Origin of the sequence: Nocardiopsis sp. CNS-639 (genome assembly GCF_000381685.1) — a bacterium.
GTDB classification, from domain to species: domain Bacteria; phylum Actinomycetota; class Actinomycetes; order Streptosporangiales; family Streptosporangiaceae; genus Nocardiopsis; species Nocardiopsis dassonvillei.
Genome location: NZ_KB906870.1, coordinates 29670 through 52178 on the forward strand (window position 1 = coordinate 29670; position 22509 = coordinate 52178).

The window sequence follows — 22509 nt, forward strand, 5'->3', positions numbered from 1 at the left end:
GGTTGGCGGGGCTCACTTGTAGGACCTCCGCTCGTCCGGCGGGGGCACGGTGGCTCCCCTGTACTCGACCGGGATGCCGCCCAGCGGGTAGTCCTTGCGCTGGGGGTGGCCGTGCCAGTCGTCGGGCATCTGGATGCGGGTCAGCGCCGGGTGGCCGTCGAAGACGATCCCGAAGAAGTCCCAGGCCTCGCGCTCGTGCCAGTCGTTGGTCGGGTAGACCGACACGATCGAGGGCACGTGCGGGTCGGCGTCGGGGCAGGTGGTGGCGACGCGGATCTCGCTGTTGTGGGTGATCGACCGGAAGTGGTAGACCGCGTGCAGCTCCCGTCCGGCGTCGTCGGGGAAGTGCACGCCCGTCACGCCCAGGCACAGCTCGTAGCGCAGGGCGGGCTCGTCGCGCAGCAGGCGGGCCAGCCTCGGCAGCGCCTCGCGGCGGGTGTGGAAGGTCAGTTCGCCGCGGGCCACCTCGACCCGCTCGACCGCTCCGGCGTCCTCTCCCAGGGCGGCCTCCAGGTCGTCGGCCACCCGGTCGAAGTCGGCGGTGCGCGCGTCCTCGGGGTCGGTGTAGGGGCGCTGGCTGCGCGCGGGAGCGCTCCCCCGCACCTGGAGGCGGCCGAAGCCGGAGGTGTCGCCGGTGGTCGTGGCGCCGAACATCCCGGTGCGCCGGACCGGCGCGGCCAACCGCTCGCGGCCCAGCTTGTCGGGGAGGTTGGCCGCTTCCTCGTCGCGTTCGCGTTCGTTGTCGGTACTCATGTCAGTCCTTGCTCACCAGCGGCAGCGAACGGCGGAGCATCCGCTCCTCGTTCTCGGTGATCTCCTGCTCCCGGTGGGCGCCGAGCTTGGTGTTCTGCACCTTGTCGTGCAGCTTGAGCACGGCGTCCAGGAGCATCTCCGGCCGCGGCGGGCAGCCGGGCAGGTACATGTCCACGGGGACGACGTGGTCCACGCCCTGGACGATCGCGTAGTTGTTGAACATGCCGCCGCTGGAGGCGCACACGCCCATCGCGATGACCCACTTGGGCTCGGGCATCTGGTCGTAGATCTGGCGCAGGACGGGGGCCATCTTCTGGCTCACCCGCCCGGCCACGATCATCAGGTCGGCCTGGCGCGGGGTGGCGCCGAACTTCTCCATGCCGAACCGCGCCAGGTCGTAGTGCGGGCCGCCGACGGACATCATCTCGATGGCGCAGCAGGCCAGGCCGAACGTGGCGGGCCACATGGAACTCTTGCGGGCCAGGCCCACGACCTGCTCGACGGTCGTGAGCATGATGCCGCTGGGCAGTTTCTCCTCGAGTCCCATCAGACGTTCTCCTCCTCCGGGCTGGGCTGCTGGGTGTGCTCTGCGGTCGGCGCGGTCAGTCCCATTCGAGGCCTCCCCGACGCCACTCGTAGGCGTAGGCGATGGAGACGTTCACCAGGAAGAGGACGATCGCGACCAGTCCGAACCAGCCCAGGGCGTCGAAGTGCACGGCCCAGGGGATGAGGAAGATGATCTCGATGTCGAAGACGATGAACATCATGGCCGTCATGTAGTACTTGACGGTGAACCGGCCGCCGCCCGCGGGCTGCGGCGTGGGCTCGATGCCGCACTCGTAGGCCTGCATCTTGGCGCGGTTGTAGCGCTTGGGACCCAGGACCGCACCGGCGACCATCGACACCACGACGAACGCGGCGCCGATCCCGCCGAGCACGAAGATCGGTGTGTACAGCTCCACGCTCACCCTCCTCCTGGCTGCTGGGCACGCCCGCGCGGCGTGCCGGGAGCGCTTGTGATTGCTTTCACTTGTGCGGGCTCATCTCCGGTCGTCCCGTGTGTCCTGTTGTGGAGCCGGGCTCGACCGCCCGGTGGGTTGTGTGTCACGGCTGGGTCGGCGCCCCGTGTCCCGGGGGACCTCGGCGCCGCGGCGCCCGGCTGTCGGCGCTCGTGCGGCTCCGGTCCTCCCCAGGGGGCGGCGCCCCCGTCCGCGCGGGTCCGGGCGCGGGCGCCCGGACCCGCACGTCAGGCCGCGGGGGCGATGCGGGACAGGCCGTTGATGACCCTGTCCATGGCGTCTCCCTGCGTGGGCTCGGTGAGGTTGGCCAGCATCTTCAGCACGAACTTCATGAGGGTGCGCTGGCGCAGGCCGTACTTGGTCGCGTACTTCATGAACTCGGGCTGGCCGATGACCTTCACGAAGTAGCGGCCGAGCGTGTAGTAGCCGCCGTAGGTGTCGGCGAGCACGTCCGGGTAGCGCAGCAGGGCCCGCTCGCGGGTCTGCTGGGTGGGTCTGCCGTGCGCCTGCACGATCACGTCGGCGGCGATGTTCCCGGCCTCCATGGCGTAGGCGATGCCCTCGCCGTTGAAGGGGTTGACCATGCCGCCCGCGTCGCCGACGAGCATGAGGCCGCGGGAGTAGTGCGGCACCCGGTTGAAGCCCATGGGCAGTGCGGCGCCGCGGATGGCGCCCTTCTGGTTGTCCTCGGTGAAGCCCCACTCCTCGGGCATGGACTCGGTCCAGCGGCGCAGGAGCTTGCGGTAGTCCATGTCCTGGAAGGAGGAGGTGGAGTTGAGGATGCCCAGGCCGACGTTGCTGGTGCCGTCACCGACGCCGAAGACCCAGCCGTAGCCGGGCAGGAGGACGTCCTTGTCGCCGCTGCGGTCCCACAGCTCCAGCCAGGACTCCAGGTAGTCGTCCTCGTGGCGGGGGCTCTCGAAGTAGGTGCGCACGGCCACGCCCATGGGCCGGTCGTCGCGCTTGCGGATGCCCATGGCCACGGACAGCCGGGAGGAGTTGCCGTCGGCGGCCACGACCAGCGGCGCCCGGAAGGTGACGGGCTCGCGGTCGGCGTTCTTGGCCCGGACGCCGACGATGCGGTTGCTGCGCTCGTCCATGAGGGGGCCGGTGACGGTGGTGCGCTCCAGGAGCTTGGCCCCGGCGGCCACCGCGCGGTTGACCACGATCTGGTCGAAGTCGTAACGGGTGCGCACGAGGCCGAAACCCGGGTAGGCGGCCAGGTCGGGCCAGGGCAGTTCCAGGCGGACGCCCGCGCCGATGATGCGCAGGCCGTGGTTCTTCATCCACCCCGGGTCGTCGAAGGTGACACCCATGGCGGTGAGCTGCTTCACCGCGCGGGGGGTGAGTCCGTCTCCGCAGACCTTCTCCCTGGGGAAGGAGGTCTTCTCCAGGAGCAGGACGTCCAGTCCTGCCTGGGCAAGGTAGTAGGCGGTGGTGGAGCCGGAGGGACCTGCGCCGACCACGATCACGTCGGCGTCGTACTCGGTCCGCTCCCGGCCTCGGGGAGAGGAGGTGGCTGTCTCGCTCACGGGTGGGTCCTCGACTGCTCGCGCGGATGCACCGTGGCGGGTCTGCCTGCGGGATGGACCCGCTCACGGGGGGAGTTGTATGGGTGCTGTGGGGAGTCCGTTATGTCCGACATAGAGGCATGTGTCCTATACCTCCTAGACTTGTGAAGCACTTCACAAGCCCTTTTCGGCAGTCTAGACCCTCCCGCAGTCGGAGGCGAGTCCCCGGGGGGTATTCAGACGGCCTGCTATCAAAGGGGATATAGGCCCCAGAAGGCTTCACACGCCCCGAACAACGTCACGCTCCGCGAGAGCCCCAGTTCAGAATGGTGACCACTGTCCCAGGCGCCACACGGGCAACACGAAAATCCCGAGGAGCGGGGTGCTCCTCGGGATTACGAAATTTTTATGCCTGATGTGCCCCAACCGCGCGGGGTCCGCGGGGCGCCCTCCGGGCGGGACCGCGGGACTCGCGGGGACGGGCCCCGGGGGGATTCGGTGGCGCGGTCGGGGGACGGCCCTCCCGGCGCGGTCCCGCCGCCGGAGACGACCTCGGCCGCGAACATGGAGCCAGGGGCGGGATCAGCTCGAGCGCGATACCCCTGGCGCTTCCGACACCCCTGGCGTCACACCCGAAACGTTCCGGACCGTGCCGCTACTTGTCGCGGAAGCCGCGGTGCAGCGCGACGATCCCCGTCGACAGGTTGCGCCAGGCCACCCGCGACCAGCCCGCGTCCTGGAGGCGGCGCGCCAGCTCGGGCTGCTTGGGCCAGGCCATGATCGACTCGGACAGGTAGTCGTAGGACTCGCCGCTGCCGGACACCATGCCCGCGATCTTGGGCAGCGCGCCCATGAGGTAGGTGGAGTAGAGCCGGTCCACGAACTCGACCGGGATGTGGCTGAACTCGCAGATGACCATCCGCCCGCCGACCTTGGTGACCCGCCGCAGCTCGCGCAGCGCCTGGTCCACGTCGTTGACGTTGCGCAGGCCGAAGGAGATCGTGACCGCGTCGAAGGTCTCGTCGGCGAAGGGCAGGTGCAGGGCGTCGCCCGCCACGAAGGTCACGCCGCCCCGGGAGGCCCCCCCGCGCCGCCGCACGCCGGCGCGGAGCATGCCGAGGGAGAAGTCGCAGGCCACCACGCGGGCGCCCTTCCTGACGAAGGACTCCGAGGAGGTGCCCGTCCCCGCCGCCAGGTCCAGGACGAGTTCGCCGCTGTAGGCGTCGACCGCGTTGACCGCGGCCTTGCGCCAGATGCGGTCCTGGCCCAGCGAGATGACGTCGTTGACGAGGTCGTACCTGTCGGCGATGCCGTCGAACATCGCCGCGACGTCCTGGGGCTTCTTGTCGAGTTTGGCGCGGGTCATGGGCACAAGACTAAGGGTGCGGCCCGAGCGCCCCGACCCCGCGGGTCCGTACGGGGCGGACTCCCTGGCGCGAAGCGGACAACCCCTGGGCAGACGGACTGTCCGCGCGCAAGAATGGGGTGTGCGCGAGGTTTCCCGAACCACCGAGGGCCTTCGGACGTCACAAGGAACGGACACGGTCCGGCCGAGAGGGGGAGTACATGAAGTTCGACCTGGTGGAGCCGAGCGACGAACAGGCCGTCCTCGACGAGGATCCGCCCGAGGCCCCCGGTGGGGACGCCGCCCGCGGCGTCCACCCCAGGCTCGTCGTGGCCTCCGCGCGGATGCGCTCCCGGCTCCGGGACGACCTCGCCGCCCTGCACGCGTCCCTGGGCATGCTCAACGAGCAGATCCAGACCGTCCAGCGCCGGGAGGAACCCGCGTCCGCGGACGCGGCGCCGCCCGCCAACTTCCGCGCGGGCGCCTTCTCGCGCCCCAGCGACTCCTGAAGCCCCCGAGAGCTCCGAGAGCCCCTGAGAGGAGAGTGTCCGCATGTCCGGGTGGAACATCCAGCCCGCCGACGTGGGCGCCGTGCTGACCAGCGTCGCCGGATACATCGGCGAGGAGGGCGGCAGCGACGGCCTCGTCGGCGCCATGACCTCCGCCGAGAACCTGATCACGGCCATCAACGAGGAGGCGAACAGCACGCCCGTCAGCGTCGCGCTGGGCGAGTTCGCCGAGCACAACTTCGGGCTCATGGGCGACATGGCCGGACTGACCGTGAGCGCCGTGACCGGGGCCAGCGAGGCCACCACGCACTACTTCAACGGCAACTTGGACATGGCCGCCGAGGCGCAGGAGAACGCGGGCGTGATCCCCGAGCCCGAGCCTCCCTCGACACACGGGCGCAACACACCCGTGTAGCGGGTCGCGCTCCGGCCGCGGCGCTTCCCCCGCCCGGCCCCTCCCCCGACCCCGATCCCCCGTCCCTCCTTCCCGCGGTCCCCCGGCCCCGAGGACCCCCGACGCGTTCTTCCCTCAGCTCCCAGACGGAGGCACCCCCGTGACCGAGATGTGCACGCCCACGGGCGGCCTGATCAACCCCGCGGCCTTCCCCATTCCGACCGCCAGTCCCGCCACGCTGGAGAGGCAGGCGGGGGACCTGCGCCGCGAGGGGGCCAACGTCGCCGGAATCGGCGGCGACATCAAGAGCGCCTGGGCGGGACTGTCCTCGTGCTACTCCGCGCCCGAGGCCGAAACCCTGTACGCGGTGGTGGACCCGGTCGCCACCGACGGCGACAAGGTGGAGACCTCCTTCGACAAGGCCGCGAGCGCGCTGGAGACCTTCGCCGAGGCCGTCCGGGACATCAAGGGCAAGTGGGCCACGCTCAAGACCGACTCCTACGCCTTCCTCAACTCCATCGAGGGCGACGACGACTGGCGCGAGGCCGACGGGTTCATCGACAGCCTCCTGGGGCGCGAGAGCGAGAAGGTCGAGGAGCACCAGGCGCTGCTCGACCGCGCGGACGCGCTGCGGCGCGAGTACGAGGAGGCCGAGCGGGCCTGCGCCAACGCGATCAACGCCGACATCCCCGACCGCACCAACTTCGTCGCGGGCGACGGCGACGGGGAGTCCGCGCCGGGCGAGTTCGAGCACGGCTACGACGGCTACCTCGGCGACGTCGCCATGGCCTGGGGCGGTCCGATGGAGACCGACCACGGCTGGTGGGTGGACGCGGGTTCGGCGGTGGGCGACTTCTTCGTGGGGATCGCGGAGGACGTCGGCGGGATCACCGGGATGTACAGCTCCGAGGGCTGGTTCGAGATGTCCTGGGGCGACGCCATGTGGGAGTACCACGAGGGCAACCTCCAGTCACTGGCGTCACTGGCGGGCATGTACGACTCCGAGAGCGACAGCTGGGGCTGGTCGGGCTGGGACACCGTCGGCAACGCCTGGAAGGACGCCGCGCACGCGGTGGTGCCCTGGGAGGAGTGGAGCGAGCGGCCCGGCTACGTCATCGGGACCGCCCTGCTCAACATCGGCGCGACCGTGGGCGGCGCCGCCCTGACCGCGACCGGCGTGGGCGCGGTCGTGGGCGTGCCGCTGATGGCCTGGCGCGGTTCGGCCATGCTCAACCGGATGGGCGGGGACGGGCCGAGCGTCCCGGACGTGGACGTGCCGGACATGAGCCGGATCAACCTGAGCCTGCCCCGGTTCGGCAACGTCTCCCTGGCGGATCTCAGGATCGACCTGGGCCAGCTCCGGGAGGGCGCTTTCAGCACCTCTCGGCTGTCGGAGATGCAGAACCTGCTGAGCAGGTTCACCGGCGGAGGCTTCTTCGGCGGCGGGGACAACCCGGGCGGCAACGGCTCCGGCGGGGACGGGAACGGGAACGGCTCCGAGGGCTCCAACAGCCAGCGCGTCGCCAACCACCACGGCGACGAGGAGGGCGGCCCGGCCGACACCCGGCCCGCCGTGGACCCGACCACGCGTGAACTCGACGACAGCCGGGAACTCCTGGAGCTGTTGACTTCGCGTCCGGACTCCGCCGAGCTGGGCGACCTCGGGCGCAGGGTCCTCGGTGGGGAGGGCGGCGACAGCGACGCCCCCCGGCCGAACCGTTCCGGGCAGTCCGACCTGGAGGAGCTGGGCCTGGACCCGTCCCTGGAGGCGGTGTTCAGCGACATGAACGCGCACGCCTCGGACTACCCGGCGTGGGAGGCCAGGCAGTCCCCGGACGGCCCGGAGTCGGGGAGGGTTCCCGCCCTCGTCGGCGGCGGGAACAACGACACGTTCGAGGGCAGCCAGGACGTCCCCAACCCGCCGTCGTACGACCGGGTGGACCTCACCGGCACCGGTGGCGACGGTCCCCACCGCTTCCCGGACGACCACCGCGACGCGGACTTCGGCGACGACGGCCCGCAGATGCGGGACCGCACGCCCACGGTCACCAACAGCACCGGCGGCAACGGCAGTGACCCGCTGGACACCGGTGGGAACTCGCATCGCGGCACGGACGTCCTGGACGGGTCCGGCGACGGCGGTGGCAACACGCACAGCACGGGCGGCAGCGGTCGGGGCCCCGGCGACACGCGGCCGGGCAGTGCCGGAGGCGACATCCTCGGCGGCCGGGGCGGCCAGAACGACGGCCCGGAGAACACCCCGATCAGGAACCAGCCCGACCTGCGACCGGAGAGCACCGACCCCGGGGTCCGGGAACTCCTCCCCAGGGACGGCCTGCGCTTCGGCGAGATCAGGGACGACAACGGCAATGTCAGCAACCGCGTTCTGGAGCCGAACAGCAGGTACAGGCTCTACGAACCGGGCAGCGACCTCCACACGGACTACGTCACCGACGCCGATGGGAACATCAGGGAGATCCGGACCGAGTCCAAGGGCTGGAACTCCGAGCATCCGGAGTACCTCAACCCCAGGCCGGACATGATCTTCAACGTGGACGGCTACACCTACAGGACCGACGAGTACGGCCGGACGGTCTCCGTCGAGGGAACGCTGCACAAGGAACCGAACGTCCGCAACGAAAACGAACAGTCCAAGGTCAACAGCCAGGGCTCGGACTACTACGAACAGCTGAACCAGAAGATCCGCGATGACTTCGAAACGGCGAACGGCCGTCCGCCGGAAGCGGGTGAGGTCCCCCAGTACCAGGACATCCAGTGGGACGGCGGCCACCTGATCGGGTACGCGGAGTTCTTCGGTATCGGCGAGCGCCTGAACATGGTCCCGATGCGGTTCGACGTGAACCAGAACAGGACCGAGACCGCTCTGGATGACATCCCCGAAGAAGTACGGGGCGGCATCGAGGGAAGTTACCGGAACATCGAGCGCTCCTGGCGTGGAATCATGCGCGACAAGGGCTCCTGGCATGGATTCACCAACCCCAAATTCAATGACGGGAGCTGGGACGCCGCCCTCGCACTGAATCCGAATAACCCCAAGATCGAAGTCAAGATAAATCTTATATACGACCCCAACCTTCCACCGGTGTATGACAAGTCCGGGAAGCGCCACCTGCCTCCACCGAGCAGAATCGAGGCCTCCTGGCACCTCAATGGCGTTGACATGGGAGTCCAGCGGTACAATAACGTTCCACCCTTCAAGAAGTAATATAAGGAGGCAGGCACATGGTGAGTCCTCACTTCAAAAGGGGGCACATGGACCCCGAGGCGCAGCAGAAGGTCCTCACGCAGATCGGTGGACGCATCCTCGATGAAGCCCCCGAAGGATGGACGCGAATCGTCTACACGGAAAAGGCGGTTATCGATCATTCGACCGGCTTGATCATCGTCGAGTTCGGGGACGGGACGACCCGTCGGAAATCCCCTCCATCCGGCATGGGCATGATGATCGACGACCTCAGGGCGGGGATGTACCAGGAGGGCAAGGGCACCTGGTTCTCCTTCGAGTACGTCATCACCCCGCCCGGCAGGTTCAACGTCACCTACAACTACGACGAGGACCCCGGCATCACCTTCCCCACCGCCTTCGGCTTCACCAACGACCTGGTCTACTTCCCGCGCGACGAGGAGTACATGACCGACTGGCTCCGCGAGAAGCTCCGGGAAGAGGCCGAGGGCCGCGCGATGGAGTGACCGGCTCGGGGACCGGTGATCAGCGTGCGGTCCCGTGTCCGCGTCCGCGTACTGACGTGCTCGGCGAGCACGGGTGGCGCATCAGGCGGGTCGAGGATCACGCGCACCGCGCGACCGCCTCCGCGGAGCGCATGGAGGACGAAACCCTCATGGACGACCTGATGCAGGTGCAGCACTGCGCGACGCTCTTCGGCGTTCTCCGGCCGGAGGCGATGTCGCCCCGTGCGAGCCGGGATCTGATCAGGAAGGCCGAGGAAGAACCCGATGGCGAGGCGTGAACCCCACTGGCGCAAGAGCAGCTACAGCGGCGGATCGGGAAGCTGCGTCGAGGTAGCCGAGGGGCAGACGGTCCTGATCCGCGACACCCGGAACCGTGGACTCGGCCACCTCGTCCACACCCCGGGGCCTGGACCGCGTTCCTGGTCTGCACCTCCCCCACAAACTCCTAAAAAAGGGACATAACAACGGCCGACCAGCATTCTGGTCGGCCGTTTTCTCATTTGCCCCAACATTACTCCCCAGTATTTTGGCATTCCACTCCCACCACCCCTTATCCTCTCTCTCGAACACACAACTCAAATGACCCCGCGACGGATGTCACCGTCCGGGGCCGTGGCCAGCAACTTCAAGACCTTTAACCAAAGGAACTGCTAGCATGCGCCAGTTTAGCGCTGCCCTTCTCAGCCGTGCCCTCGGCCCGCTGATCGCCTTCCTCTCCGTCCCCTGCGGACGCCACTCCACGGTGGCCGGTCGCCGCCGACGCCGATCCACCCGCGTCCGCCGCTACGTCCCCGAGGCCCCGCCCGTCTCCGCTCCCGAGCCCGCCATGCCGAGGCTGGCTCCCGCCAGCGAGGTCATCCCGGCCGAGGACGTGGCCCTGGTCCGCCCCTACTTCGCCGCCCACGAGCGCCTGACCGCCTCCGCCGCGCCCCGCGTTCCCGCGCCCCGCAGCGCCGAACCCGCTCCGGAGACGGACGAGGTCCGGCGTGCGTTCGCCCTCGTCCAGGAACGCGCCGCCGCGCTTGTCCAGCAGTGGCGGGACGACCCCGGCGGCGACCTGCTCGGCGAACCCGCGCCCCGCTTCGGCGTCGTGCGCCCCGTCTGGCCCGCCGATCCCACCACACCCGCCAAACCCGCCCGCTACGCCGAGTGGGGCGAACTGGCCTCCCTCATCCGGGTCTGGGACGAGTAGCGACAGGGGGTTCCGGCATGACCGCCTCCGGCCTCGACTCCGCCGTCCGCCGCGCCCACGTCCACTGGGAGCACCGCGTCTACCCCGGTTCGCTGTCCCGGCTCTCCGAGGTCCGCGCCGACCTGGCCCGCGACCTGTCCGGCTTCGATCCCGACCTGGTGGACACTCTCACGCTGGTCACCAGCGAGCTGTTCGCCAACTGCTGCAAGTACACCGATTCGGGCCGCTCCGGCGGCGAGGTCCTGCGCGCGCTGTCGATGCCCGATGCGGCCACCCTGCGTGTGGGCCTGTCCGACTGCGGCGGCGGGGGCGGTGTTCCGGCCGTCCCGCACCAGCGCACGGCTGACGAGTGGGACTGGGCCGAGGGCCAGCGCGGCCTGCTCCTGGTCGAGAACCTGTCCGCCTCCTGGGGCCACTACCGCCTCGCGCCCTGGGCCGACCTCGGCACCCACGTATGGGCCGCCTTCCCCGTGGACCCGGACGCGGTGCCGCCCGGCCTGCGCCCCTTCGTGTTCACCCGCTGACCCCGCTGCGCCGGAGGCGGGAATCCGGCGCGTACCGCGGCCGCATAAACACGCTGTAGTGCGCGAATACTCCAGCGGCGATCCCTCATGTGGCACCCCTCTTCACCCGTTTAGGATGAAGAGGATCAGCCCGAAGCGGCCGGAATCCCCACCGTCCCACGCACCCGAATCACGATCCCCCGAGTACGACAGTCCTGCCGGAACCGACCGCGTATCCGCTGCTCACACCGCCCGGAGCCGGGGGCGGGGCCGGGCTGGCGGCACCAGGAGGGAAGCCAGGACGACCGCCCCTGCCCCGCCACGAAGCACTAATTCCACCCATACCGGTAATTCAATGCCTACAGCCGCATTCCTCTTTTATCGCGCTTTCGAAACGCGCCTGCGCAGCGGCCACGGACGAAGGAAAGGTGAACGATGAACGGCCAGATCGAGCTGGCGGATCACTTCGAACGCTCCCGTAGACATCTGCGCGGAGTCGCCTTCCGCATGCTCGGGTCGGCCGCCGAGGCGGACGACGCCCTCCAGGAGACGTGGATCCGGGCGTGCCGGGGGGACTTCGGCGAGGTCTCCAACATGACGGGGTGGCTGACCACGATCGTCGGACGCGTCTGCCTCGACATGCTGCGCTCGCGCAGGAGCCGCCGCGAGGAGTTCATGGACGTCAGCGACATCGAGCCGCTGCTCGCCCACGACCGGGGCCCGGACCCCGAGGGCGAGGCGGTGCTGGCCGACTCCGTGGGCCTGGCCCTGCTCGTCGTGCTGGACAGGCTCAGCCCCGCCGAGCGCGTCGCCTTCGTCCTGCACGACCTGTTCGCCGTCCCCTTCGCCGAGATCGCCGAGATCGTCGAGCGCACCCCGACCGCGGCCAAGAAGATGGCGAGCCGGGCGCGGCAGAGGGTGCAGGGCACCACGAGCGTCCCCGAACCGGACCTCACACGGCGGCGCGAGGTCGTGGACGCCTTCCTCGACGCCTCGCGCGCGGGAGACCTGGACGGCCTGCTGAAGGTCCTGGCCCCCGACGTCGTGCGGCGGGCGGACCCGCAGGCCCTCCGGCTGCGCGAGCCCGCGGTGCTGCGCGGTGCGCGCCAGGTCGCCGGGGAGACCGCCAACAACGTCCGCAGGACCCGTTTCGCCCGTCCCGCGCTCGTCAACGGCATGCCCGGGGCCGTCGTCGCCCCCGGCGGTCGGCTCCTGTTCGTGCTGGAGATCACCGTCCGCGACGACCGCGTCAGCGGGATCGAGATCATCGGCGCCCCGGAACGCCTGCGGGAGCTGGAGATCTCCGTGGCCGACCCGGCGTAGCGGTGACCCAGCGCACACCAGCCGCGACGTCCGCCGCCCGTCCGCCGGGCCCGGCGGACGGGCGGCCGCGGCGGTGTCGGCGCTGCTCGCGACGTCTTTCCCGAACCGTCCGACGATCCCCGTCCCCTCCCTCCGGTCACTTTCCCCCGTCGCTCTCCGTCATAGGGGTAGGAGCACTCAGCGACGACATCCACGGGGGACGAGTCGCGTGCCCCACCGCATCCGCACACGGACCCCGCGCCCGGAGCCGCGCGGGACACGACGGCCACGCGCCGAACGGGGGAAGAACGATGACGTCTTTGCTGCACCTGGACTCCAGCCACTCGGACCACTCGGTGAGCAGGTACCTCACCGGCCTGTTCGCCAGGGAGTGGCGACGGCTGCACGGGGACGGGGGGTACCGCTACCGGGACCTGGCCGCCGAACCGGTGCCGCTGGTCACCGCCACCTACTGCTCCTTCGCCCAGCGGGTGGAGAGGCGGGGCACCCTGCCGCTGACGGCGGTGACGGCCATGGCCGAGTCGCCGTCCGAGGAGCGGGAGTGGGCGGGGACCCTGCCCCTGATCGAGGAGGTCCTGGACGCGGACACCCTGCTGATCGGCCTCCCGATGTACAACTACACGGTCCCGGCCTCGCTCAAGGCGTGGATCGACAGGATCACCTTCCCCGGGGCCTTCAAGGACTCCCGCACCGGTGAGTCGCTGCTGCGCGACGCCCGGGCCGTGGTGGTCGCCGCGCGCGGAGGGGGCTACGGGCCGGGTTCGCCCAAGGAGGCGTTCGACTTCCAGACGCCCTACATGCGCATGTACCTGGAGGGCCTGGGCATCGCCGGCGAGAACGTGCACGTCGTCCACGCCGAGATGACCAGGGCCTCGGACGTCCCCGAGCTGGCGGAGTTCCAGGACATGGCCGCGCGCTCCCTGGCGGAGGCGGAGGAGCGGGTGACCCGCCTGCCCGCGCTGCTGGCGCCGCGCGAGCCCGCGGTGCGCTGACACGGGGCGGCGCCCGGTCGGCGGACCGAGCCGACCGGGCGCCGCCGCCGTCAGGCGGTCACCACCGAGGGGTTGCCCTTGAGCATGAAGCCCTCGTAGTCGGCCGCGGCCACGTCACCGAGCTTCTGGCGGTAGTTGCCGAGCCCCGCGAAGTAGAACAGGACCCGCTTCTTCTTGCCCGGGATGTTCGCCCCGAAGATCCAGGAGTTGACCTTGGGGAACAGGGAGTGGTCGGCGATCTGCGTGCACAGCTCGGTCCAGCCCTCCTCCGCCTCCGGGGTCGGCTCGATGGAGGTCAGGTCGCGCTCCTCCATCATCCGGACCAGGTCGGTGATCCACTCGACCTGGGTCTCGATGGCCGTGGGCAGGTTGCTGAAGACGCTGTTGGGGCCGTAGACCATGAACATGTTGGGGAAGCCCGAGACGTTGACCCCGAGGTAGCTGGCGGGCGTGTCCCCCCAGTGCTCCTCGATGGTCACGCCGCCCCGGCCGCGGATCTCCATCTGCCGGTAGCTGCCCTCGACGGCCTCGAAACCGGTCGCGAAGACGACGATGTCCAGCTCGTGCTCCACCCCGTCCTCGGTCACGATCCCCGTGGGCGTGAACTCCCGGATCGGGGTCTCCTTGAGGCTCACCAGGCTGACGTTGTCCCGGTTGTAGGACTCGTAGTAGTCCTCGTTGCAGACCGGGCGCTTGGCGTAGTAGTCGGTCGGCTGGAGCTTGCGGGCGGTCTCCGGGTCCTTGACGATCTCCCGGATCTTGGACCGGATGAAGTCGGCCGCCGCCTCGTTGGCCTCGGGGTCGAAGATGATGTCGGAGAAGGTGCCGAACATGAAGCGGAAGCCGTTGCCCCGGTCCCAGTTCTCCTGGAAGACGCGTCGGCGCTCCTCCTCGGAGACGCTCATCGCGGCGATCTCGCTCTCCTCGAAGCCGCACGCCACGCGGGACTTCTTGGCCTGCTCCCAGACCTGGTCGTAGCGGCCGCGCAGGTCGGTGAAGTAGGCCTCGTCCACCTCGGCGTTGCCCGAGGGCACGTTGTACTGGGGGGTCCGCTGGAACACGGTGAGCTGCCCGGCCACCTTCGAGGCCGCGCAGATGAACTGGGTTCCGGTGGAGCCGGTGCCGATGACGCCGACCCTCTTGCCCTCGATGTCGAGGTCGTCGGGCCAGGAGCCGGTGTGGACCAGGCGGCCCCGGAAGCTGTCGCGGCCCTTGAAGTCGGGGAAGTGGGAGGTGGACAGCGGTCCGAGGGCGGTCACCACGTAGCGGGCGGTGAGGGTCTGGCCGTCACTGGTGGTCGCGGTCCACAGGGCGGCGGCCTCGTCGTAGACCAGCGTCTCGACGCCGGTGTTGAGCTGGATGTCCCTGGCGAGGTCGTGCCGCTCCACGACCGCCTCCAGGTAGCCCAGGATCTCCGCCTGGGACAGGTAGCGCTTCTTCCAGGTCCACTCCCGCAGCAGGTCGCGGTCGAAGGAGTACTGGTAGATGAAGCCCTCGCTGTCGGACATGGCGCCGGGGTAGCGGTTCCAGTACCAAGTGCCCCCGACCCCGCCCGCCTTGTCGAAGGCCCGGACGGACAGACCCAGTTCGTTGCGGAGCTTGTGCAGCGCGTAGATGCCGGCGAACCCGGCACCGACGACGATCGCGTCGAGATCGGTGTTCTTCGCGTTGGTCACGGGACAGTTCCTCACGATTGTGTAGGGGAAGGGATGGTGTTCGAGCGGGGGTGGGTTCCGGGCCCCCGGCGGGGTAGGGCCGGGGGCCCGGGGACGCCGGGCCGGGGCAGGGGGCCCGTGTCGTCGGTGGGGACGCCGGGGCTGGGGCAGGGGCCCGCGTCGTCGGGGAGGGGCGGCGGTGGACGCCGTGGGGCGGGTCGGGGACGGCTCAGGGCTGGAGCCGCACGACCTCCCAGCCGTGCGGGGTGCGGTCGTAGCGCAGCCTGCGGTGCAGCCGTTCGCGGTCGGCGGCCCAGAACTCGACCGTGTCCGGTTCGAGGCGGTAGCCGACGAACCGCTCGGGTCTGGGCAGGGAGTGGCCGCCCTCCTCCGCCAGTCGCCGGGCCCGTTCGAGGAGGCCCGGCACGTCGTCGAGGGGCTCGCTCTGCCGGGACGCCGTCGTCATCGGGTAGAGCTGCGGCGGCCGGGCGGCCCAGAGCCGGTCCGACTCCGCCTCGGGCAGCGTCTCCACCGGCCCGGAGACGATCACCTGCTGGGCGGTCTCGCGCCAGTACAACAGCCCGGAGGCCCAGCCGGTGGCCGCGATCTCCCTGCCCTTCTGACTGCTGCTGTGGGTGGTGAAGACCAGGCCCCGGTCCGACACGTCGATGACGGCGACCATCCGGTTGGAGGCACGGCCCTTGGCGTCCGCCGTGGCCAGCGCCAGGGACAGCGGCTCCCGCACCTTCCTCTGCTTGGCCGCGTCGACCCACCGCCCGACCAGCCCCATGGGGGCGGCCGGAGGCGTCTCGTACTCGGGGAAGCCCTCTTCCATCTCACCGGTCAGGGTCTCGAACCTGCTGCTCACGCGTGCTCCCGCGACTGTCTAGACGTAGATGGTCCCGCTGGCGACGGTGACGCCGCTGCCCTTGACCCGGACCTCGGTGACGTGATCGCCGTTGCCCCTGGCACGGGCCCGCATCAGGGAGTGCCGCCCGATCTCCACGCCCTGGTGGATGTCGATCCACTGGCCGTACTGGGCGTGGCCGTGGCGGGCGACGTGGATGGCGAGCGGTCCCGCGGCGGACCCGGTCGCCGCGTCCTCGACCACCCCGTAGGCGGGGGAGAACATGCGGCTCCGCCAGTGCGTCCCGTAACCGGCGAAGCAGTTGGTCGCCATGTCGGGGAAGGCGGCCAGGGCACGGTGGTCGGGGTTGACCTCGGACAGCGCCGGGATGCTCCGCAGGCCGACGAAGACGTGCCGGGGGCCGTTGGTGTAGATCTCGACGGGGGTCTCCGGTTCGGGCACCCCGAGGGCGGCGAGCAGCTCCTCGACGCGGTCGAACGGCTCCCAGGTCGGGATCGGCTGCTCCATCGCGGCGGCGACCACCCTGCCGTCGGCGCGTTCGAGGTCGAAGTCCACGATCCCCATGGCCGTCTCCAGCCGGAGCCGGTCCTTCTCGGCGGAGTCGCCGAGGGCGACCGCCGTGCCGAGGAGGGGGTGCCCCGCGAAGGGCAGCTCGTTGACCGGGGTGAAGATGCGGATGTGCGCGTCGCCGCCCTGTTTGGGGGGCAGCACGAACGTCACCTCCGACAGGTTCATCTCCCGGGCGATGCTCTGCATGCGCGGGGCCGAGAGGTCCTCGGCCCCGAAGAAGACCGCGACGGGGTTGCCCGCCAGGGGCTTGTCGGTGAACGCGTCGACGACGACGTAGGAGTGCGCCCTTTCCAGGAGCGCCGGACTGCCGTTCATGCGCTCAACGTCCTTCCTATGAACGAGCCGAGGATGTGCGGGCCGTTCTGGGTGAGAACGGACTCGGCGTGGAACTGGAGGGAGGAGAAGCGCGGGCCCCGCAGGGCGTGCACCTCCCCCGAGGCGGGGTCGCGGCAGACCTCCACCGCGCCGACGCCGTCCACCTCGACCGTGTCCGCCTCCGACCAGGCCGCGAAGGTGTTGTAGAAGCCCACGCGCTGGCGGTCGCCGAAGAGGTCGACCTCCTTCTGCACGCCCTGGTTGGGCGAGGGGCGCCGCCGGATCGGGAACCCGAGCTCGGCGCTGAGGATCTGGTGGCTCAGGCAGACGGCCAGGAAGGGCCTGCGTTCGGCGAGCAGCGCCCGCGCCGCCTCCCGCATGTTGGCCATCTTCGGGTGCGCGGGGTCGCGCGGGTCGCCCGGACCGGGGCCGAGCACGACGAAGTCGTAGCCGTCGAAGGAGGGGACGTCGTCGTGGCGCACGACCGTGACGGACATGCCCATGTCGCGGCACTGGTGGTCGAGCATCGACGTGAAGGTGTCCTCCGCGTCGACGATCAGCGTCCGGCACCCGGCCAGCCCGGGGAACTCCGCGCCGCGCCGGTGGCCCTCGCCCAGCAGCCAGAAGTCGGCGATGTTGGCGTTGCGCCTGACCAGCGCGTCGCGGATGTCGGGATGGGTGTCCAGGCCCCCGGCCCCGCGGCTCTCCACCGCCGCGAGGAGCCCGGCGGCCTTGGCGTGGGTCTCCGCCACCTCCGACACCGGGTCGGAGTGGCGGACGAGGGTGGAGCCGACGCCGATGGCCATCCTGCCGCGGTCGTCGATGTCGGCGGTGCGGATGAGGATCGACGAGTCCAGGGTCCGCTCGCCGGAGGCGTCGCTTCCGACGAGGGCGAGCACGCCGCTGTAGTAGCCGCGTCCGCCCGTCTCGTAGTTCTGGATGACGCGGCAGGCGTTCTCCAGCGGGCTGCCGGTGACGGTCGGGGCGAACATCGTCTCCCGGAGGATGTCGCGGACGTCGCGACGGGTCTCCCCCTCGATGAAGTACTCGGTGTGCGCGAGCCGCGCCATCTGCTTGAGGTGGGGTCCCGACACGTGCACGCCCGGCTCGCAGATGCGCGTCATCATCTTGAGCTCCTCGTCCAGGACCATGTAGAGCTCGTCCGACTCCTTCTGGTTGGCGAGGAAGTCCATGACCTCGGGCAGCGAGGGGCCCGAGGGGGGATAGCGGTAGGTGCCGCTGATGGGGTTCATGGTGGCGAGCCCCCGCCGGAGGGTGACGTGGCGCTCGGGGGTGGCGCCGACGAAGGTCCGGTCGCCGGTGTGGACGACGAAGGTCCAGTAGGCGCCCACCTCGACCCGGAGCAGCCGGCGGAAGACGGCCAGGGCCTTGCGCGGGGTGTACTCCCCGATGTCGGCGACGAAGGAGCGCCTGATCACGAAGTTCGCGCCCTCGCCCTCGCCGATCACCTCCTTGACCACCCTGCGGACGGTCTCGGCGTAGTCCCCGTCGTCGACGTCGAAGCGGCCGCCGGACAGGGCGACGGGCAGGTCGGGGATGAGGTCCAGGGCCTCGGAGACCGGCAGCGTCTCCTGGTCGGCCACCGTCATGACGAGCAGGGGCGCCTCGTCGTCGTTGCAGCCGAAGCCGCGCTCGGTGATCTGCCGGTAGGGGATGAGGGCCAGCACGTCGTGGTGCTCCGCGCCCCCGCCCCTCCCCGTCAGGTCGGGCAGGGGGATGTCGGCGGTCTCCGGGACGGCGGACACCTCGCCGGTCAGCACGTCCACGCGGCCGGGTCCGTCGCCGCCGGAGCGCACGAGCAGGGCGAAGGGGGGCGGCCGCTCCGTCCCCAGGACGGTGCGCAGGAGTCCGTCCCCGCCCGCCGCGGCCCGGGGCGCCGTGTCCGGCGCGTTCACGCGAACACCTCCTTGGCCGGCAGCACGACCGCGCAGCGCTCGGCGGCGTACCGGACGGCCATGCGGTGGTAGTCGGCGTTGAAGTCGGCGACGGCGTCGGCGACCAGGAAGGTCTGGATGTCGTTGGTGTAGGCCTCGACCGCCGTCATCAGGACCCCGACGTGCGCGTACACGCCGCAGACCACGAGCTGGTCGCGCCCGGCGGCCCGCATCCGCTCCAGCAGGTCCGACTTGTGGAACGCGCTGTACCTGAGCTTGGTGAACATCCAGTCGTCGGGTGAGGGGGCCAGTTCGTCCACCACGAGCCTGTCCTCGGGGGACCTGCGCATGCCGGGGCCCCAGAAGTCCTTGAGGAGGCCGCGCTGTTCGTCGCTCATGCTGCCCGGCTGGGCCGTGTAGCCCACGGGGACGCCGAGCCGGGCGCCGCGCTCGCGCAGGAGGGCGATGTTGCCGACCAGCTCGTCGCGCACCTGTTCGGGGAAGGGTTTGAGGAAGAAGCGCTGCATGTCGTGGACGAGGAGGACAGCGCGGGAGGGGTCGGGCACCCACTGGGCGGTGTTCTCGGGGAGGTCACCAGCGGCCGGGAGCGCGTAGGGCTCGATGACGGGGATACCGGGCATGTTCGTCCTTTCCGATCGGTTCCTACGGGTCAGTCGCTCCAGGCGGAGATCACCGAGACCGCCTGCCAGAGGGTGAGGCGGGGGTCGCAGAAGGTCGTGTAGCGCTCGCCGACCCGCGGGAACCCGCTCGGGTCGGTCACGCACTCGGTCACGTCGTCGGGGGTGGTCTCCAGGTGCAGGCCTCCGGGGACTCCCCCCGCCGACTCGACCGCGCGGACGAAGCCGCGGACCTCCTTCCTGAGGTCCTCCACGACCCGGGTCTTGTGGCCCTCCGGGGTCCGGACCGTGTTGCCGTGCATCGGGTCGCACAGCCAGATCACGGGGTGGCCCGCCTCGGCCACGGCCTCCACGAGCGGCGGCAGCCGGTCGGCGACCCGGTCGGCCCCCATCCGGGCGATCAGTGTCAGGCGGCCCGGCTCGCGCCGGGGGTCCAGCCGCTCGCAGAGGGCGAGCAGTTCGTCCTCGGCCACGGCCGGTCCGACCTTGCAGGCCACCGGGTTGGCGACCTCGGCCAGCAGGGTGACGTGCGCTCCCTCGATCTGGCGGGTGCGCTCACCGATCCAGGGCCAGTGGGTGGAGCCGAGCACCGGCTTGTCCGTCTTGTCGGTCTGCCGGAGCATCGGCACCTCGTAGTCCAGGACCAGTGCCTCGTGGCTCGTCCACACCGGCGGGTCGCTGGCGGGTCGGGTGAAGGAGCCGCGCCAGCCGAGGTGCTCCATCACGTCGCCCGCGGCCATGTAACCGGTGAGCAGGCGCAGCGGGTCGGCCTTCCTGCTCTCGGGCGTCGGATCGGGGCCGTTGACCAGGTGGCCGCGGAACACCGGCAGCACCAGTTCGCCGACCTTCTCCGTGGGGCTGGAGCGGGGTTTGGCGAACTGCCCGCCGATGCGGCCCGCCCGCAGGACGGGCTTGTGGGTGATCATCCTGAGGGCGCCGGCCAGCATGTCGAGCAGGGCGGCCTTGCTGCTGACGTGCCTCGCACTGGACTCCTCCGGGTCCTCGGCGCAGTCCCCGGCCTGGACGACCAGGGACCGGCCGAGGGCCACGTCGGCCAGGAGCGAGCGCAGGGCCAGCACGTCCTCGGCCCTGACGAGGGCGGGCCGGGAGGACAGCACGTCGGCCACCCTCCGGACCTGGGAGGTGTCGCTCCAGTCGGGCTGTTGCAGGGCGGTTCTGGACTCGATGTCGGGCATCACGTTGTCCACGCGTCTCCATTGATCGGTTCTGTGTGCGTGCCTGAATCGCCAGCCCGAGTGGAATCCGAACCAGCCCTCGGGGTCAGGTCGGGATTCCCTCACGCCTGATCGTGGGAACGGGGATACCCAGAGCGCGGAGCTGGTCGAAGGGGTTCATGAACTCCCTCTGCTGCGCGATCTTCCCCTCCTCGAAACGGAAGGAGTGCAGGAAGTGGTTCGTGTAGTGACCCTCGGGGTAACCCTTGAAACGGATGGCTCCCTCGCCGTCGCATTCCACCCAGAAGAAGTTGGGGTCCTGCGTCTCGAAGATCTGGATATTGGTCCAGACCCAGTCGGGGAAGCATTTCAGCGACCAGACCGCGTGTTCGGCGAGACGATTCCGGCCACGGATGACGATAGGCTCTCCGGTGTCATTGGTCCAGAGCCCTCCGACGCCTTCTTCGGTGAAGAGGAGGTGGCGCTTCAGCCGATCCTGCCCCCTCGTGTTCATATATGTTTCCACCACGTCACGGTTGTGTTTCCGGATCGCGGCCTCGTCACCGTCCGCAGGAAACTCAAAGTTTTCGGGCATGGCAAACAACCTGGCCTTTCCTTTTCTGTGTTGAATACTGTCCGAAGGGAAGTCCTGGGGGACGCCGGACGGGTCCTCAGTCCGGGTCGGAGTCCTCGCCGGGCACCATGTAGGCGAGTTCCCGCAGCTCCTGGGAGCGCTGGAGGACGATGGCGCGGACGAGGGGCAGCCAGTGCTCGGGGATCGTCCTGATGATCTCCTCCCACTGCGCGCGTCCGACCTCGGTGATCGTCAGCATGCGCAGCAGGGTCCGACCGGCTTCGGTGGCGCGCAGGGAGGGGTCCCGGGCGAGCTTGCGGACCGCCGCCGCGGTCTCGCCCACCGCCGTGGACTCGGTGACCCGGGGCCTGCCGTCCGGCTCCCGGACCGCGACCGACACGGGGGCGCGCTCCCCGCCGTTGCGGCGGAAGCGCTCCGGAATGGGATCCTGGCCCTGGTCGACGCGCTTGCGGACGTCCCGGACCGTGCCCACCGACAGCCCGCTCTTCCTGGACACCTCACGCAGCGAGATCTCGGGGTTCTCGGCGAGGATGGCCGCGGCGCTGCGCCGGCCCTCGACGCTGCTGAGCGGTCTGGCCCTTCCGTCCATGCCCACCCTGCTCTCCGCGACGGAGCCCCCCTCGCCCGCCTCCCGGCGCAGCCTGGCCACCGTCTTGGCGTTCAGCCCGGCCCTCCTCGCGATGGACCGGTCGGACCAGTGCGGGTGGGACAGGATGATGCGCTGGGCGGAGGTCCTGCGTTCGCTCAGGGTCAGCGGAAGCCCGTGCCCCACGTTGAGCTGCACCGCGAGGACGAAGGCGTCCTCGTCGCTGCCGTCGAAGAAACGGGCCCTGATCTCGGTCTTCCCCCTCATCCGCGCGGCGCGGATCCTGTGCACCCCGTCGATCACGCGCATGGTGCGGCGGTGGACGAGGATGGGTTCGACGGCGCTCCCCATTTCCGCGATCACACGGGCGTGGGCCGGGTCCTCCATCTTCTCGCGCGGGGAAATGGAAGGGGCGAGGTCCGCGATCGGAACAATTCCCTGGGGCAGATCCCTGAGTATGTCAGCCACATCGGCGAGCAGGTCCCCGTCATTTCTCTGACCCTCCCCCAGTCCAGGGGCGGATGGCATGGTTTGGGCAGGCACAGTGAAATTTCCCTTCGTGAAGGGCATGCGAGCAGGGTGGACTCTCCAGAGGGGATCGCAACCGGATTCAGACTAGATTGAGACCCGCAGCAGCGCCAGCGCGAAGCTGTCCGCAAGCGGACAGCGGGGAAAACACGGGGCGGGGGCGGACGGCCCGGAAACCCCCAGGTGAAAGCATCCGGACCGCGGCTGGGACAGGGGAAACCGGCCGCCTCCCGTGCCCCGGCGACGGCGGGAAGGAATGCGTTCGGGCCCTTGTGAACTGGGGCGACGGTGTCAAGCACGGGCAGGAACGCGTGCACGGGCACGGGCCGCGCGGACAATCCCAGAAACACGACCCGCTTCTTGCCTTTTCTCCGGATGAACGCTCCGCGTGACCGTTCGTGACACGGCGCGACTCCCCGGAAATGGCGTACT

At 70.1% G+C, this 22509-nt stretch carries 23 protein-coding genes; 10 read left to right on the plus strand and 13 right to left on the minus strand.

Going from position 1 to position 22509, the window contains the following annotated elements:
* Positions 1 to 12 precede the first annotated feature (12 nt).
* From G011_RS0122180 to G011_RS0122200, 5 genes are all read right to left on the minus strand, one after another.
* Positions 13 to 753 carry an NADH-quinone oxidoreductase subunit C gene (locus G011_RS0122180; protein ID WP_019610405.1) on the minus strand — a complete coding sequence of 247 codons (741 nt, stop codon included), beginning with the start codon at positions 751 to 753 and terminating at the stop codon, positions 13 to 15.
* Between the two features lies 1 nt (position 754).
* The gene (locus G011_RS0122185) at positions 755 to 1300 is read right to left on the minus strand and encodes an NADH-quinone oxidoreductase subunit B family protein (protein WP_013156042.1); all 546 of its coding nucleotides are present in this window, start codon (positions 1298 to 1300) and stop codon (positions 755 to 757) included.
* A gap of 55 nt (positions 1301 to 1355) precedes the next feature.
* Positions 1356 to 1715, minus strand: coding sequence for an NADH-quinone oxidoreductase subunit A (locus tag G011_RS0122190; protein ID WP_026114451.1), 360 nt, complete (start codon positions 1713 to 1715; stop codon positions 1356 to 1358).
* 284 nt (positions 1716 to 1999) lie between these two features.
* A complete protein-coding gene (locus G011_RS0122195) occupies positions 2000 to 3304 on the minus strand; it encodes a geranylgeranyl reductase family protein (protein WP_019610406.1) in 1305 nt (434 codons plus the stop codon).
* Positions 3305 to 3938: 634 nt separating this feature from the next.
* Positions 3939 to 4649 carry a demethylmenaquinone methyltransferase gene (locus G011_RS0122200; RefSeq protein WP_013156039.1) on the minus strand — a complete coding sequence of 237 codons (711 nt, stop codon included), beginning with the start codon at positions 4647 to 4649 and terminating at the stop codon, positions 3939 to 3941.
* A gap of 200 nt (positions 4650 to 4849) precedes the next feature.
* On the opposite strand from G011_RS0122200, the gene G011_RS0122205 reads away from it, so the two are divergent.
* The 10 genes from G011_RS0122205 (at position 4850) to G011_RS0122245 (ending at position 13252) form a co-directional block, all read left to right on the plus strand.
* Positions 4850 to 5137 (plus strand): hypothetical protein, encoded by a 288-nt coding sequence (locus G011_RS0122205; protein WP_019610407.1) that lies wholly within the window; start codon positions 4850 to 4852, stop codon positions 5135 to 5137.
* A 43-nt stretch (positions 5138 to 5180) separates the two neighbouring features.
* A complete protein-coding gene (locus tag G011_RS0122210) occupies positions 5181 to 5552 on the plus strand; it encodes a DUF6507 family protein (RefSeq protein WP_019610408.1) in 372 nt (123 codons plus the stop codon).
* A 148-nt stretch (positions 5553 to 5700) separates the two neighbouring features.
* The gene (locus G011_RS0122215) at positions 5701 to 8757 is read left to right on the plus strand and encodes a DNA/RNA non-specific endonuclease (RefSeq protein ID WP_231391563.1); all 3057 of its coding nucleotides are present in this window, start codon (positions 5701 to 5703) and stop codon (positions 8755 to 8757) included.
* A 17-nt stretch (positions 8758 to 8774) separates the two neighbouring features.
* A complete protein-coding gene (locus tag G011_RS0122220; protein WP_026338545.1) occupies positions 8775 to 9242 on the plus strand; it encodes a hypothetical protein in 468 nt (155 codons plus the stop codon).
* A gap of 56 nt (positions 9243 to 9298) precedes the next feature.
* Entirely contained in the window at positions 9299 to 9520 is a 222-nt protein-coding gene (locus G011_RS0122225) for a hypothetical protein (protein ID WP_019610411.1), read from the plus strand.
* Positions 9507 to 9704: a DUF397 domain-containing protein gene (locus tag G011_RS31315; RefSeq protein ID WP_155979821.1), complete on the plus strand. Its 198-nt coding sequence runs from the start codon at positions 9507 to 9509 to the stop codon at positions 9702 to 9704. The genes G011_RS0122225 and G011_RS31315 overlap by 14 nt, the downstream gene beginning before the upstream one ends.
* Before the next feature lie 193 nt (positions 9705 to 9897).
* On the plus strand, positions 9898 to 10434 hold the full coding sequence (locus G011_RS0122230) for a hypothetical protein (protein ID WP_019610412.1): 537 nt from the start codon (positions 9898 to 9900) through the stop codon (positions 10432 to 10434).
* Between the two features lie 17 nt (positions 10435 to 10451).
* The gene (locus G011_RS0122235; RefSeq protein WP_019610413.1) at positions 10452 to 10958 is read left to right on the plus strand and encodes an ATP-binding protein; all 507 of its coding nucleotides are present in this window, start codon (positions 10452 to 10454) and stop codon (positions 10956 to 10958) included.
* A gap of 414 nt (positions 10959 to 11372) precedes the next feature.
* A complete protein-coding gene (locus G011_RS0122240; RefSeq protein ID WP_019610414.1) occupies positions 11373 to 12260 on the plus strand; it encodes a sigma-70 family RNA polymerase sigma factor in 888 nt (295 codons plus the stop codon).
* Between the two features lie 290 nt (positions 12261 to 12550).
* A complete protein-coding gene (locus G011_RS0122245; protein WP_013156023.1) occupies positions 12551 to 13252 on the plus strand; it encodes an FMN-dependent NADH-azoreductase in 702 nt (233 codons plus the stop codon).
* A 50-nt stretch (positions 13253 to 13302) separates the two neighbouring features.
* On the opposite strand, the gene G011_RS0122250 is transcribed toward G011_RS0122245, so the two are convergent.
* The 8 genes from G011_RS0122250 to G011_RS0122285 form a co-directional block, all read right to left on the minus strand.
* The gene (locus G011_RS0122250; RefSeq protein WP_019610416.1) at positions 13303 to 14928 is read right to left on the minus strand and encodes an NAD(P)/FAD-dependent oxidoreductase; all 1626 of its coding nucleotides are present in this window, start codon (positions 14926 to 14928) and stop codon (positions 13303 to 13305) included.
* 208 nt (positions 14929 to 15136) lie between these two features.
* Positions 15137 to 15775 carry a phenazine biosynthesis FMN-dependent oxidase PhzG gene (phzG, locus tag G011_RS0122255; RefSeq protein WP_019610417.1) on the minus strand — a complete coding sequence of 213 codons (639 nt, stop codon included), beginning with the start codon at positions 15773 to 15775 and terminating at the stop codon, positions 15137 to 15139.
* An 18-nt stretch (positions 15776 to 15793) separates the two neighbouring features.
* The gene (locus G011_RS0122260; protein WP_019610418.1) at positions 15794 to 16660 is read right to left on the minus strand and encodes a PhzF family phenazine biosynthesis protein; all 867 of its coding nucleotides are present in this window, start codon (positions 16658 to 16660) and stop codon (positions 15794 to 15796) included.
* Positions 16657 to 18576 carry a phenazine-specific anthranilate synthase component I gene (locus tag G011_RS0122265; RefSeq protein WP_019610419.1) on the minus strand — a complete coding sequence of 640 codons (1920 nt, stop codon included), beginning with the start codon at positions 18574 to 18576 and terminating at the stop codon, positions 16657 to 16659. Before G011_RS0122265 ends, G011_RS0122260 begins: the two co-directional genes overlap by 4 nt.
* Positions 18573 to 19196, minus strand: coding sequence for an isochorismatase family protein (locus G011_RS0122270; protein WP_013156018.1), 624 nt, complete (start codon positions 19194 to 19196; stop codon positions 18573 to 18575). Before G011_RS0122270 ends, G011_RS0122265 begins: the two co-directional genes overlap by 4 nt.
* 29 nt (positions 19197 to 19225) lie before the next feature.
* The gene (locus G011_RS0122275; protein WP_019610420.1) at positions 19226 to 20401 is read right to left on the minus strand and encodes a 3-deoxy-7-phosphoheptulonate synthase; all 1176 of its coding nucleotides are present in this window, start codon (positions 20399 to 20401) and stop codon (positions 19226 to 19228) included.
* A 73-nt stretch (positions 20402 to 20474) separates the two neighbouring features.
* Positions 20475 to 20963, minus strand: a complete 489-nt coding sequence (locus G011_RS0122280) for a PhzA/PhzB family protein (protein ID WP_026338547.1) — start codon at positions 20961 to 20963, stop codon at positions 20475 to 20477.
* Between the two features lie 76 nt (positions 20964 to 21039).
* The gene (locus tag G011_RS0122285) at positions 21040 to 21900 is read right to left on the minus strand and encodes a winged helix-turn-helix transcriptional regulator (RefSeq protein ID WP_231391560.1); all 861 of its coding nucleotides are present in this window, start codon (positions 21898 to 21900) and stop codon (positions 21040 to 21042) included.
* Between the last annotated feature and the right edge of the window lie 609 nt (positions 21901 to 22509).

Excerpts from the sequence above, each read along its gene's own strand:
- G011_RS0122210 (WP_019610408.1), top strand. The coding sequence starts at position 5,181 with ATGTCCGGGTGGAACATCCAGCCCGCCGACGTGGGCGCCGTGCTGACC.
- G011_RS0122280 (WP_026338547.1), bottom strand. The coding sequence starts at position 20,963 with ATGCCCGAAAACTTTGAGTTTCCTGCGGACGGTGACGAGGCCGCGATC.
- G011_RS0122205 (WP_019610407.1), top strand. The coding sequence starts at position 4,850 with ATGAAGTTCGACCTGGTGGAGCCGAGCGACGAACAGGCCGTCCTCGAC.
- G011_RS0122215 (WP_231391563.1), top strand. The coding sequence starts at position 5,701 with ATGTGCACGCCCACGGGCGGCCTGATCAACCCCGCGGCCTTCCCCATT.
- G011_RS0122285 (WP_231391560.1), bottom strand. The coding sequence starts at position 21,900 with ATGGGGAGCGCCGTCGAACCCATCCTCGTCCACCGCCGCACCATGCGC.
- G011_RS0122230 (WP_019610412.1), top strand. The coding sequence starts at position 9,898 with ATGCGCCAGTTTAGCGCTGCCCTTCTCAGCCGTGCCCTCGGCCCGCTG.
- G011_RS0122260 (WP_019610418.1), bottom strand. The coding sequence starts at position 16,660 with ATGAACGGCAGTCCGGCGCTCCTGGAAAGGGCGCACTCCTACGTCGTC.
- G011_RS0122185 (WP_013156042.1), bottom strand. The coding sequence starts at position 1,300 with ATGGGACTCGAGGAGAAACTGCCCAGCGGCATCATGCTCACGACCGTC.
- G011_RS0122235 (WP_019610413.1), top strand. The coding sequence starts at position 10,452 with ATGACCGCCTCCGGCCTCGACTCCGCCGTCCGCCGCGCCCACGTCCAC.
- G011_RS0122270 (WP_013156018.1), bottom strand. The coding sequence starts at position 19,196 with ATGCCCGGTATCCCCGTCATCGAGCCCTACGCGCTCCCGGCCGCTGGT.
- G011_RS0122245 (WP_013156023.1), top strand. The coding sequence starts at position 12,551 with ATGACGTCTTTGCTGCACCTGGACTCCAGCCACTCGGACCACTCGGTG.
- G011_RS0122240 (WP_019610414.1), top strand. The coding sequence starts at position 11,373 with ATGAACGGCCAGATCGAGCTGGCGGATCACTTCGAACGCTCCCGTAGA.
- G011_RS0122200 (WP_013156039.1), bottom strand. The coding sequence starts at position 4,649 with ATGACCCGCGCCAAACTCGACAAGAAGCCCCAGGACGTCGCGGCGATG.
- G011_RS0122180 (WP_019610405.1), bottom strand. The coding sequence starts at position 753 with ATGAGTACCGACAACGAACGCGAACGCGACGAGGAAGCGGCCAACCTC.
- G011_RS0122220 (WP_026338545.1), top strand. The coding sequence starts at position 8,775 with ATGGTGAGTCCTCACTTCAAAAGGGGGCACATGGACCCCGAGGCGCAG.
- G011_RS31315 (WP_155979821.1), top strand. The coding sequence starts at position 9,507 with ATGGCGAGGCGTGAACCCCACTGGCGCAAGAGCAGCTACAGCGGCGGA.